The sequence below is a fragment of the Mycoplasmopsis felis ATCC 23391 genome (assembly GCF_000701865.1).
GTDB lineage: Bacteria > Bacillota_I > Bacilli_A > Mycoplasmatales > Metamycoplasmataceae > Mycoplasmopsis > Mycoplasmopsis felis.
Genome location: NZ_JNKA01000025.1, coordinates 1 through 11,869 on the forward strand (window position 1 = coordinate 1; position 11,869 = coordinate 11,869).

At 22.2% G+C, this 11,869-nt stretch carries 10 protein-coding genes; 1 reads left to right on the top strand and 9 read right to left on the bottom strand.

Translation table 4 applies throughout. The features are described from left to right. Positions 1 to 439: 439 nt before the first annotated feature. Genes T405_RS03750 through T405_RS02990 form a run of 9 tightly spaced genes read right to left on the bottom strand, consistent with a single transcriptional unit; the run spans position 440 to position 11,396 of the window. Positions 440 to 2,734, bottom strand: a complete 2,295-nt coding sequence (locus T405_RS03750) for a UU173 family protein (protein WP_051619555.1) — start codon at positions 2,732 to 2,734, stop codon at positions 440 to 442. Next, positions 2,724 to 4,370, bottom strand: coding sequence for a DUF2130 domain-containing protein (locus tag T405_RS02955; RefSeq protein ID WP_036430991.1), 1,647 nt, complete (start codon positions 4,368 to 4,370; stop codon positions 2,724 to 2,726). Before T405_RS02955 ends, T405_RS03750 begins: the two co-directional genes overlap by 11 nt. Positions 4,371 to 4,403: 33 nt before the next feature. Then, positions 4,404 to 5,342 (bottom strand): hypothetical protein, encoded by a 939-nt coding sequence (locus T405_RS02960; protein ID WP_036430994.1) that lies wholly within the window; start codon positions 5,340 to 5,342, stop codon positions 4,404 to 4,406. Continuing rightward, positions 5,330 to 6,352: a hypothetical protein gene (locus T405_RS02965; protein WP_036430996.1), complete on the bottom strand. Its 1,023-nt coding sequence runs from the start codon at positions 6,350 to 6,352 to the stop codon at positions 5,330 to 5,332. The genes T405_RS02960 and T405_RS02965 overlap by 13 nt, the downstream gene beginning before the upstream one ends. 46 nt (positions 6,353 to 6,398) lie before the next feature. Further along, positions 6,399 to 7,523 (bottom strand): YhjD/YihY/BrkB family envelope integrity protein, encoded by a 1,125-nt coding sequence (locus tag T405_RS02970; protein WP_036430999.1) that lies wholly within the window; start codon positions 7,521 to 7,523, stop codon positions 6,399 to 6,401. Next, positions 7,507 to 8,928 carry an Asp-tRNA(Asn)/Glu-tRNA(Gln) amidotransferase subunit GatB gene (gene gatB, locus T405_RS02975; RefSeq protein ID WP_036431001.1) on the bottom strand — a complete coding sequence of 474 codons (1,422 nt, stop codon included), beginning with the start codon at positions 8,926 to 8,928 and terminating at the stop codon, positions 7,507 to 7,509. Before gatB ends, T405_RS02970 begins: the two co-directional genes overlap by 17 nt. Further along, positions 8,921 to 10,246 carry an amidase family protein gene (locus T405_RS02980; RefSeq protein ID WP_036431004.1) on the bottom strand — a complete coding sequence of 442 codons (1,326 nt, stop codon included), beginning with the start codon at positions 10,244 to 10,246 and terminating at the stop codon, positions 8,921 to 8,923. Before T405_RS02980 ends, gatB begins: the two co-directional genes overlap by 8 nt. After that, positions 10,246 to 10,548 carry a hypothetical protein gene (locus T405_RS02985; protein WP_036431007.1) on the bottom strand — a complete coding sequence of 101 codons (303 nt, stop codon included), beginning with the start codon at positions 10,546 to 10,548 and terminating at the stop codon, positions 10,246 to 10,248. The genes T405_RS02980 and T405_RS02985 overlap by 1 nt, the downstream gene beginning before the upstream one ends. A gap of 8 nt (positions 10,549 to 10,556) precedes the next feature. Next, positions 10,557 to 11,396, bottom strand: a complete 840-nt coding sequence (locus tag T405_RS02990) for a pseudouridine synthase family protein (protein ID WP_036431010.1) — start codon at positions 11,394 to 11,396, stop codon at positions 10,557 to 10,559. A gap of 143 nt (positions 11,397 to 11,539) precedes the next feature. On the opposite strand from T405_RS02990, the gene T405_RS02995 reads away from it, so the two are divergent. Then, a complete protein-coding gene (locus T405_RS02995; protein ID WP_036431012.1) occupies positions 11,540 to 11,854 on the top strand; it encodes a hypothetical protein in 315 nt (104 codons plus the stop codon). The last annotated feature ends 15 nt before the right edge of the window (positions 11,855 to 11,869 follow it).

The following is an 11,869-nucleotide window of genomic DNA, read 5'->3' on the forward strand; positions in this document are numbered from 1 at the left end:
CAAAAAGCGGAAATGACATTCCGTCTTTTTGACATTTTGTTTGGTTTTTTCTGTTATAATAGAACCAGATTTGTGTTTTGCTATCACTTTTCTCTTACTTTAAAAAGTAAGTTAAAGAGAATTTACACAAAATATAATACAGTCCCAGAATATCATCCCTTTTCCATTTATTTCTTGGAACTTCTATTTCCCCTCTGTATTTTACTTTAACATTACCATTCCTATCATACTTGCTTCTTGCTTTCAAATATCAATATCTTTCAGTATATTCATCATAAAAAATAATTACAGGATGCTCGTGAATTGGTTGTTCTAATGTATCAAAAGTAATATTTTATAAAGGTAAAAAAGGTTTCATTTTATTTATTTTATTATTCATTTATATTCCTACATAATTTTAAATGAATTATCTAAAATTATTTTAATAATTATTTATATTTTATGTTGTTTCAAGAAAAAGTTCATCATCAATAAAAGTGTATTTTTTATTTTCTACTTCAGTTAATTTGTATTCATATTCATTAATGTTTTTAAATTTTGTTCTAAATAAATACATAATAAACTCATATACCATAATCATTGCTCTAACATCATTTTCACAGTATTTTTTTAATTCAGGAACAATATTATTGTTTCATACTGCATCATTAGTTGCTCCCAAATATCTTAAAATGGCTGCTTCCATTGCCATTGTACCTTTTTGAATAACTAATTCATTATATGGTGTTATCTTTGTTTTTAAGTCAAAATTCATATGAGTTATGTATTTTTCAATTTTTTTAATCGAGTAAAAATATTTTAAAAAGTTAATATGAATTAAAGATTTATTATAAGTTATGTTTTTATTATAAAAATCTAAACTATTAGGTTTAATTTTTATAAGATTTTCTTTTTCATAAAAACTAATAAAGTTTTTTATATCGATATTCAAATTTTTCTTATGACTAAAGCAATCAGCTAAATCTATGGTATTGTTGTTTATGTATGTAATAATGCTTGTAAAATCACTTATATTATTATATTGAGTTAAAAACCAAGTTTGAAATTCTTTATTATTAAAAAATTCATATGAAACTAATTTAGATATTTCTTTATTTCTTGTATTTTCATAATTTTTATTATAAACAACAAAGTAATCAGGTTTATTATTATAAATAGTTTGGATTATTTTAACTAAATCTTTACAACTTATATTTTTGGTATCTATAACTAAATTTTCAACAGATTCTTCTATTCCATTTTTTGTTATTATAACTGAAACTTGGTTTACAAGTTGGTTGTATGGGGCAATTCTATTCATTGGTGGATATAAATCTGAAAAACCTTCATAATCATATCAACAAATTCTTGCATTTTTTTTGTGTAATTTTATGAGTATATTCAATGCATCAATATGAAAAAAATTATCTATTTCTTTGTAAATTAACATTTTATTTTCCATTGAAACTAAATTATTTTTTTCATTATTAGAAAAATAAGACATAGATAATTCTTCAAAATTTTGTCCTATAAATAATTTTAAAAGTTCATTTTTTTCTTCTTTGTTTAAAGATGAACTTTCATTTATATAATAATTATCCGATTTTACTTTATAAATGAATCTGTTACTTTCAAGTCAATTATTTATTTCTTGAATAATTGACTCTTCATCAAAGGAAGCAAAATATTTAATAGCACCAAAATTTGTGTTCTCATAAAATTCAGTAAATGATTTTTCTATTATTTTTATGTAATAATCAAAATCATAATATTCTTTGTTATGTGTTTTTTTTGGTATTTTCAAAAATCACTTCAGATTAAAAATATCACCATCAAACATTTCTGTTTGACATTTTTCAAAATCTGAAGAAATAGAAAAACAAGGTATTTGATTTCTTTTTATACTATTAAAAAAATTATATTCAGATTTCTTATCATATCCGTGTTTTTTTAACAATAAAATATCACCTGTTTTCTTTATGCACTGGTCAATAAGTATTTGATTTTCATTTGCTTTCTTACTTGTGCTTTTAGATATTGTTTTAGTGTATACTGAACTAAATCCTTCATAAAAATCTATATAATTTTTTTTAGTTTTATTTAGTATTTTAGTATATGGATTAATTAAAACAACCGACATATCTTTAATTATTAAATTATTTTTTTTAAAAATATTAAAATAATAAAAGAACTTAGAAAAAAACTCATATTTAATTCTAGTTGTATAACTAAGTAAAACTAATTTACTATTTTTTTTATCAAAAATAAAGAATGGAGCATTATAATTTATTTCTTTTTGATTTCACAATAAATTTCCATTCACCACTAAATTAATATTTGGTTTGTCAAAAGCATTCATTGTTTGAATATGCCTAGTTTCTCAATTTGATTTGCTAGATATATATTCAATTTCATTTGAATTAAAACCATATTTATTAATATATCATCTAGTTGCATCTAATAAATATCTATCATAACTATCTTTTGCTACTTTTATATAACTTTCAGAAACATCATTTATTTCTAAATTAATTTCATGAATTGAATCATTATTTAAAGTTTCAAAAATCTCAAAATCAATTAAAGCTTCATCACTGTTTTCTTCATCTATATCATTAGAAAGAATATTTTCTTTTTTATATTTTAGAAAATATTCTTCTTGAATTAAATTAACAAAATTTTTTGGTGTCCAAATTAAAGCAGGATTATTGCTAAACACTTTTTTAAAAACGTTTCAAGTAATATTATTCTTCATCTATTATTACCTGAACCTCTGTTTCTTCTTTGTCTTTATAAGATTCTAATTCATTTCTTTCTAACTTATCAATTTGCTTAATAAATTGAGAATTTTTAAATTTCTCAAAGGTGTTATTTAGTTTTTTGAAACTATTTCTTTTTATTTCATCAATTAAATCATATATTTTTTTCGCTTCTTGTTCTATTGATAAAGCAGTATTAGAAATTGAATCTATTTTTGCATTAACAATATTAATATTTTTTTCTATATTATCTTGAACAAATTTATTAAATTCATTCAGTATATATTCTTTATTATTAAATTCAATTTGCGAAATTATTAATTCAGATTTTTTTAACAAGACTTCTCTTAATAATCGTATTAAATTAATTAAATTTTCTCATCTTACAATATAAATATCATCAAAATTTGGAACTCTTTTAATAAATATTTCTTCCTGTGGATTTAATTCTGTTGACAAAATAGCATAATCTGCTTTATAGTTTATTTTGTCTTTGTTAAGTTTACTGATGAAATCTTCATTCTTTTTTGTTCCGGTTTCAGTTGATTTATTTTTTGCTTCTATTATTATAGAACCGATTGGTTCTTTTTTATTATGAATATTTTTTTTGTAAAAAATTATTTCAAAATCTGGCTTATTATTTCCTATGATTTGATTTGCTTTATGAAATACAACTAATTCGTCTAAACTAAATGCTTCATTTAATAAATTCATTAGATGATCTTCATATACTTCACCAACTTCTTTAGTTGAATTAAATCTTCTGGATTTGTTAGTGATTTCAAGTTGATTCTTTGTTTCTTCTAAATCTTTTGACAATTTTTGACTCTCTTGGTTTTTTAAATCGATTTTTTCGTTTAAATTTTGGATTGTTAATTGTTTTTCTTTTATTTCATTTTCTTTTTTATTAAGTTCTTCATTAAACTTAGATTCTAAAATAAGTTTTTCATTATCTATTTCTTTAGATTTAATTTGATTTAAATATTCTTTTTCTTGTTTTAATTTATTAATAATTTGATTTAATTCATCTTTTTCTTTTTGGTGTCTTTGTTTTTCTTCATTAAACTTAGATTCTAAAATAAGTTTTTCATTATCTATTTCTTTAGATTTAATTTGATTTAAATATTCTTTTTCTTGTTTTAATTTATTAATAATTTGATTTAATTCATCTTTTTCTTTATTTAATTTTCTTTCTAATTCAAAAAAGGATTCTTTTGTTTTAACCTCAATTGATTCTGTTTTTGATTCAAGAAGTTCATTAAATCTTTGTTGTTCTTTTTTTATAACTTCTACAATATCTTTTTCTTTTTTTAATTCATATTCTTGTCTTAAATTATTTTGTAATTCATTTAATTCTTTTATTTTTTGTTCTTTTAAGTTTAAATATTCTTTACTATTTAAAACACTATTAGAATATTGTTCTTTAAATTCCTCATAATATTTATTTTTTAAAGTTTCTTTTTCTGCATCTGAAAAATTTGACTTAATTGTAGTTATTATTTCAGTAATTGCACTTGTATTTAAATTTAAAAAATCTTTTAAATCTATATAATCACCTGCTTGTGCATTTTCTTGGATATAAAATTCATAGTTATTGATATCTTTTATTGAAATTTTTATTTTTTTGCTCATAGTACCTCTTTAAAATAATTAAATATTAGAAATTTATTTTTTATATGCTATTAACAATTGATTAAATATATCTGAGATTAAATCATAAGGAATAGCGGAAGCAGGCCCTGCTTCACATATTTGTTCATTTACCATTTTATTTTTTTGTGTTGGTGTTTTTGAACGTTGAACAAAATCTAAACCACCCATACCGCTTTTTGCTTTACGTGCTTTAATCATTTTATTTATGGAGGCAAGTCCTATCATTCGACTGTCTAAATCTCTTCTTAATTTTACTGTTTTATCATCTTTTAATACATAATATTTTTGTCCATCTATTATTTCTATAGTATAAGGAGGTTCTATTTTCCCTTTTTTTAATTCTAGTTTAAAGTTGCTATAAAAATATGTAGCTTTTGTAGTTAGAAAACCATATTTTCCATAACTAGCTTCATTTAAATAATGATTTTCATTATGAAAATCAGTTCTATTTAATATTATATATTTTCACATCATAGATTGTTTTGGATTTTCTATATAAAAGAATTTTGGTTTATAAAATTTAATTAATTCTATTGTATTATTAATACACTTTTCACCTAATCTTTTGATAAATAATTGCACATCTGATTTTAAATTTTTTGTAAAACCTGATTTTAATTGTTCAAACTCTTCCACTGTTCTTTCAATTACTTTTGTTTTATCTTCGTTTAATTTCCAAAAAGGTGTTCCACCACCTTTCATTGTTAAAACACAACTAAAACTTTGGCATAGAGGACTTGCTACAATAATGTCTGGTTTGGGATATTTTTTAAATAATTCCACTATATTATCAGAAGCTAAATCCAATTTATAATGAAATTCTCTTGTAGGTTCAGTGATATCTCATGTATGTACTTCAAATTTTTCCTTTAGTTTAGGATCATTATTAATTGAATTGAAAACTGAGTTTTGTCCACCACCAAATAAATCTCACACTATTATTTTTTTCATTCTATCCTCTTGTATTCTTTTATTAAGTTTTCTAAGTTTTGTATATCTGTATTATTTGTTAAAAAGTTTATAAAAATCTTTATGTCTTTTTTTAATAAAGTTTTTAAATTTATTAACTCATTAATTATTATGTTCGTTAATAAATTATTAGAATCGTTTTGCATTAGTGATTTATGTATTCCTTGATGGCAAATCGAACACAAAGGTATTAAGTTTAATTTAGAATGTATAATTTGTCAGTTTGGTATATCTTTTAATAAATCATAATAATTCAAAAAATAATATTTAGGAATAAGATGATGAATATCAGTGTAATTTAATTCATATTTTTCTAATAATTTTTCATCAATAATTTTTATAGGACATCTATAATCTTTATTTAATGAATAAAACATTGCACACTTATTATTTCAATATTCCCTTATTTCTTTTGTAATGGTTTTCGAAATTATCGGAACATACTTATTTTTTAAATTATCACCATAGGAATTTAATTCCATACTATCAATATCATTAATAAATCTTTTAAAGATTTTTTCATCAAAATTATTATTTACTGTTATATAAAATAAATACTTTATCTTTTGTTTGCTCTGCAAATAATAATTTAAGACTGTATCATTTTCAATATATTGAAAATTGTTCATCAAATGCTTAAAGAAATCAAAAGTAATAAATGAGTTTGAAGATTGTGTACTGAAGTTGTATCCATAAAATGATTTAGAATAAAAGATAAGTGTAATAATTTTGTTATTAATTTTTATAGGAACTATTAATATAGACTGTTCTTTATTTGATGCACATAATAAAAATTTATCATTTCTAATCCTTATTAGAGTTGGATTATTTTTCATGCACATTGATGTAAAGTTTGATTTATATATTTTGTTTATATCAAAATTATTTTTCAATAAATATTCATATATTCTAGTTTTTTTAAAATCAAAGTTCTTTATTTTACAATTATTTAGATTTTCTTGAATTTCTTTATATGATGAATACATGTTCATATACAAACCCCCCTTTATAAAATAGTAAAAACACTTATTAAGTGTTTTAAAAGACAAATAGTGAATAAATTTTCTTGGGTATTGTATGTGAACTGACATAACTTTTATAATATGAACTATTAAATACAATCCCTAAAAACATAAAATATACGTATCAATTAATAAAAAAACCTATACTAAAAAAGAAACCTACTGCTGCACCATATTTAGAATAATTTAAAATTTTGTTTAAATATGTATAAATAATAACTAAAAAAAGAGAAGGTAAAAAAGAAACGAAAACTCCTCTATATATTGACTTATAACTTAATTTAAATGATGGACCTTCTTTAAACAAAAATAAAAAACTAAAAACAAAGAATAAGATAATAAATGATAAATAAGCAAAATCACTCAAACCATAAGATAAAGTCTGATGATTGTTATAAATTGAAGCTTGACTAAATATATATAAGGTAGAAAAAAATCATAATAAAAACGATATTCCTAACACTAAATACAAACCTTTAAGTTTATTTCCTATAAATGTTCCTGTCTTTTTGTGATAATAAATTGTATTAAAAGCAGTAACTAATTTCCCATATCCTCCTGCTGATATATATAAAGAAGGTAATGCAATAACTGAACCAGGAATTCATGAGTATAATTTAAAATTAGAACTAACATCTATTTCATCTAAACTTAAAAAAATCTCACCACCTGGAATAAATTTATTAAAAACAATATTATTAAATAACGATTGAAAAGTGCTATATTGAGTGTTTAATTCTTGTTTTTTAACTAAATTAGAAACTAAGTTTTTAAATGTTGTAATATTATCATTTATAACTAAATTTAAAAAGTTAACAATGAAGATTACAGCAACAAATGAAATTAACATATAAAATGTTATTGATAATCAAATAAAATTATATTGATTTGAATTAAATAATTTAAATATGTTGAGTATTACTCTTTTTCTTTTTATTTTTGCGTTTTCAGTTCTTGATATTATTAAAATATTAGCAAAAATACTAATTATACTTTTGATAAAAAATTCATAGATTTTTTCTAGAAAAACAAAAGGGTTTCTCGGAATTATATTTTCATAATATTCTTTATATATTATCTTAGGAACTTTTCTTTTGGTTATTTTTTTATAACTTAATATTTTATTATTTAAATTTTTCATTTAGTAATTTAATAGCTAAGTCATTTGAAACAATCGGATTTACTTGTCCGTTTGTTTTTTTCATTAAGGTTCCTAAAACAAATTTAACTACTTTTTCTTGTCTTATCGGATATTCAGAAACTAAATTTAAATTATCATTTATAATATGTATTAATAATTCATTAATCAATTTTACATCAGTGATTTGTTTTAAATTATGTTCTTCAAGTAAATTATCAATGTCACCTGAATAATTAACTAATAAAGGTATTAGTTTTTTTAATGATTTTCCTGAGATGACTTCTTTATCTAGTAATTCTATTGATTGAGATATGTGATTAATATTAATTCCTAAATCATAAGCTAATACACCTTTTGCATTTGCTAAAGAAACTATTTCAGCAAAAAATACTTTGGATAATTTTTCTTTATCTAGATAGGGAATGCTATCAAAGTAATCAGCTAATTTTATATCATCTAATAAACTATTAATATAAATTTGCTGAATATTGTTTTTTTTGTATCTTTCTTGTCTTTGTAATGGTAGTTCTTTAATATTAATGGAATTTATGAATTCATCAGACAATTTAATTAAAGGGATGTTTGGTTCTGGAAAATATCTATAATCAACTGTATCAGTTTTTGTTCTCATTACTATATTTTCTTGTTTTTGATCATCAAATCTTTTTGTTTGTTGCAATATAATTTGATCTGTTAGTATTGCTTGACTTTGAATTTTTATCTCGTTTTCAATTGCTTTTTTAATATTTGATAATGAATTCATATTTTTTATTTCAACTTTTGTACCAAACTTTTTAGTTCCGTATGGTCTAAGAGAAATGTTTATATCAGCACGTAATGAACCAGTTTCTAATTTTCCTTCAGAAATATCTAACGATTGAACTATTTTTCTTATCATGTCTACATATGCTATTGCTTCATTTGAACTTCTAATTACTGGTTTTGTTACTATTTCAATTAACGGCACACCTGCTCTATTATAATCTAACATAGTTCCTAGTTCTGTATGATATTGTCTTGCTGTATCTTCTTCTAGATGAATTCTTTCTATTTCAATATTTTTTGTTTGATTATCAACTTGAATTGTAACAATACCATTCTTTCCTATCGGATTAAAATATTGAGTTATTTGGTAACCTTTAGGTAAATCGGGATAAAAATAGTTTTTTCTATCAAAACGTAAAACTGTGTCTATTTCCATATTCAATGCTTTAGCAAAAGATAATGCATGTTTTACAGCTTGTTTATTTACTAAAGGTAAAGTTCCTGGGTAACCCAAATCTATTTGATTTACATTAGTATTTGGTAAGGCACTTAAATTGATTTCTGAACTAGAAAACATTTTTGTTTTTGTATTTAATTCAATATGAATTTCAATTCCTATGATAACTTCAAAATTATTCATTTATTTCTCCTATAATTTCTTCTATATATTCAGCATAACCTAACAATTTTTCATCTGAATATATTTTAGATTCGATTGCTAGTGAGAAAGGCATTTTTTGATATTTTGATAAAGGAATAGTAATTGATGGATTACCAACTAAATTAGCACCAGTTAAGATATAATCCATTACCCCATATTCCTTTAATTCATTAAATTTTGGAGCAATTCCCCCAAATGCTGGAAAAATAATTATGTCATAATCATTATGCAACTTAGTGTAATAATTTTTAATTAATCTTCTTACTTTTTGTGCTTTAAAAAAGATTTCTTCTATATTGTTTGAATATAGAAAATAACTACCTAATGATAATCTTTCTTGAACCATTTTTCCAAAATTATTACTTCTTGTATATAACATTAATTCTTCTCAAGATGAACCGTCAACTCTATTCCCAAAAGAAACACCAGTTAAATTTGATAAATTTGAACTAGCTTCAGAAAATGATAAAACTTGATAAACAGGTTTAATTGTTCTTAAAATATCAATATTAGGTTTTATTTTTTCTATTATTATTCCTTGATCATTTAATTTTTTAAATAATTCATCCATTTTTTGGTTTACATAATCTTCACAAAAATCAGAAAAATCTCACATACCTATTTTTTTAGGTTTAGTTTTAATTACATTAGAAATTTCAATATCTTTAGATGTCATATCTTTTGAGTCTTTACCAAAAACTGCTTGACTTACTAATATACAATCATTAACATTATGAGTAAAATAAGCAACTGTGTCTAAAGAAGAAGCAAAAGCAAATAATCCATATCTACTAATAGCTCCATAAGATGGTTTAAATCCTACTACACCATTATAACTAGCTGGCAATCTTACACTATCTCCTGTATCACTACCTAAAGCAATACCTATGTTTTTAGTAAATGTTGCAACAGAACCAGAAGATGAACCACCAGCATAAAATTCTTGGTTTTTAGGATTTTTTATAATACCAAATGCACTATGTGTTCCTGTTCCCCCTAATGCTAATTCATCAAGGTGAACTTTTGCTATTTTTAAAGCTCCGTTTTCATATAATTTGTTTAGAACCATTGCATTATAATAAGGAGTAAAATTTTCTAATATTTTTGATGAAGCTTTAGTTTTACTTTCTTTTGTTGCATAATTATCTTTGATAGTTAATACAACATTACTTAAAAATTTGTTAGGAATATAATCATTATTTGCATATGGATATAAAAATGATACTGAATTATTATTATCATTTTTTAATTCATTGTATGCTAATTCATAATTTCCTTTATTAATAAATTTTCTCATTACTTTACTACCTTTGTTAAAATTACATAATCATTATTTTTTTGTGGTGCATTATTAATTAACTCAGATTTATTTATTGAATCTAAATTATTTAAATCATCTTCTCTTAAAAAATCTATATAGTATTCTTCATCTATTTTTGACATAGGTTCTATATTTGTTAGGTCTAAATTATCAAATCATTTAATTTCTTTTTCTAGTTTTAATCAATTTTTTAAGATATTATCAACTACTTCTTCTGTTGGCTCAAACATTAATGTTTTTACTATTTTTTTTAATTTTTCTCTTGTTATTTGTTCCATTATAATTCCTATCATTTTGGATGTGAATAAAATTCTAAATTATTAAGATATTTTAACTCACCATCTAAACCATTTAATTTAATGTAATATGAATGTAGCATTAATCTTTCTGCAATTTTACCACCATATTTTTTATCACCATAAATTGGTTTACCTAAGTATTTTAAAGTTAGACGAATTTGATGTTTTCGTCCTGTTTTTAGTTCTGCATACTTTTTATTATTTTCTGTATATAAAAGAGTTTGTGCATATTTACTTTTATCTGTTTTATTTTTAGAAACTTTGATTTTACCTGTTTTATCTTTATAAAAATATAAATCAACTATTTTTCTAGATTCATTAAAATCACTTTTAAAAATATACCTTTTAGTAAAAAGTGATTGAGTATTATTAAATTTTGATACAGTCATATAATTTTTCCCATATAAAATCAATCCACTTGTTTCCTTATCTAATCTTCCTATGTGACTTGGGATAAAACTATCATTATATTTATAATTTAAATATGAAAGCACTTGTAAATCTAAGCAATCATCAGTTCCATGAACCTCAACACCATTTTTTTTATCAATAACTAATAAATTATCATCTTCATATATTATTTTAAAATCAAAAGGTATTTTGCTAAAGTTTGTTATTTTTTTTCAGTCTTTAATACCATAAACTACAACAATGTCATTTTCATTAACTTTATCATCTTTATTGATTTTTCTATTACCATTTATTTTTATGTCCTTTTTTCTGAATAGACTTTCTATTTTACTAATTGGTATATTATTTAAATACTTACAAATAACTTTGAAAATTGTTCTTTGTGAATCATTTTTAGTTGCTTTTATTTCAAACACTTTATACTCCTTTTTATAAAATTTAATTATACATTATTTAAATTAACTAATTTATTATAAGTAAATAAAAAAACGCTATTTTTAAAGGTGGACAAAAAAGTTAACATGGCAATGTTAACTTTTTTTAACACCTTTGAGGGGGTATGCCCCCTCAAAAAAATCAAAAAAGTAGAAGTATGTCAAGGCATTTAAAAGCAGAAGAGTTTTACAAAATATATCAAGAATATAAGAGCACAGGGATACATGGCGCCTTGAAGATGTTGTTTAAAATTTCACCAAAAGTTCAAAATAACAAAAAGAAGAATAATGTTTGAAGAATTAAAAAAATTATTAATCATTATAATTTAGGTATGGAAGATTTATTAGTGACTAAAAGTGGTAATTTACGTAAAAAAGGTCGGGTAGACCAAGAAAAAACAAAGAACCAAATTGGGAAATATTCAATAGGGATGATTTAGTTGAAATTGCAAAAA